The organism is Streptomyces sp. NPDC037290, assembly GCF_055603245.1.
In genome coordinates, this window is sequence record NZ_JBVJVZ010000183.1 from 1 (window position 1) to 1,097 (window position 1,097).

Annotated in this window: 2 protein-coding genes; both read right to left on the reverse strand. The window is 68.7% G+C overall.

The annotated features are described in order from the left end of the window. Window positions 1-113 precede the first annotated feature (113 nt). Window positions 114-578 (reverse strand): hypothetical protein, encoded by a 465-nt coding sequence (locus ACZ7HQ_RS45830; RefSeq protein WP_471003664.1) that lies wholly within the window; start codon window positions 576-578, stop codon window positions 114-116. Window positions 579-663: 85 nt separating this feature from the next. Beyond that, window positions 664-1,097: DUF5753 domain-containing protein (locus ACZ7HQ_RS45835; protein WP_471003667.1), on the reverse strand; the 434-nt coding region annotated here is incomplete at its 5' end.

Sequence of the window (1,097 nt, forward strand, 5' to 3'; positions counted from 1 at the left end):
GCTACGACAAACTCGCGGTCCGCTACGAGGCGACCGTCCTCGTCGCGGCCATCAACGAGTGGCTGTGACCAGCACATTCGATACACGCCCTAGGGCTCTGGTCTCGGCAGTCGTCATGGGCGGCCCTCCGCTGCGATGCCGTGGCCGCCGGGGCCGAACGAGGCGGCGAGGAGGGCGGGGTCGTTCAGGCGGCCGGTGCCGTCTGGGCGCCACAGCCAGAACCGGCCGTCGACTTGCCAGCCCGTGGGCGGGCAGGACAGGGCCCAGCCCGCCGGGTGCCCGGCCAGGTGGTGGACGTCGGCGAGTTCTTCGGCGGCGTCCAGCGGTACCAGCCAGAACATCTTGTTGGCGTCGGGGTCGGCGAGTACGGGGCCGTGCGGTGAGTTCCGGATCCTCGAGGCCGCCGACCAACCGCGGGTGAGGCTGGACTCGGCGACGAGCCAGTGCACGCCGGAGACGATGGGGGCGAGGGTCTCTTGCTCCCATGCCGTGCGGACTGCGGCCGGGTCATTGCTGCAGTCAGCGAGCCAGGAATCCCCGGCCTCGTACTGCGCCGCGGGGCGCGTCGGGTGGGTCATGACTGGACCGTATGCAGGATGGTTGCGCCCCCGGACGCCGATTGCGCGTGATTGCGCGTCTGGTTGGCGGGTTGAAGCGGGTTGCTCAACCGAGGTCAAGTGAGGCCCTTGCCCGGCCGATCAGACGGCGTGCCTGCTGCCCGTGGACGGCGGACGCTGCCAGCCGATCCCACACGCGGCCGTACAGGGTGACGTCGTCTGCGGACTCCAGCGTGAACTCGGTATTGATGGTCTCGACGACTACCCGCTGTTCATCGAAGATCCAGAACCCGTGCTTCGGCGACAGCTTCAACCGCACCCCGAAGGGCACGATGCCCATGGTGATCTGCGGGAGCCCGATCAGTCCGATGAGCCGGTCCAGTTGGCCAGCCATCACCTCAGAGGGGCCGACGAGGGCGTGCAGCGCGCCCTCCCAGATCAGGACGCTGAACGTCTTGTCGCCCTCGTACAGCACCTCTTGGCGCCTCATGCGGGCGTTCACGGCCTCGTCGGTATCGCGGGGCGATTGCATCAGCTCGG

What these genes read in the sequence shown, in the direction of transcription:
- ACZ7HQ_RS45830 (WP_471003664.1), bottom strand. Translation starts at nt 578, where the DNA reads ATGACCCACCCGACGCGCCCCGCGGCGCAGTACGAGGCCGGGGATTCC.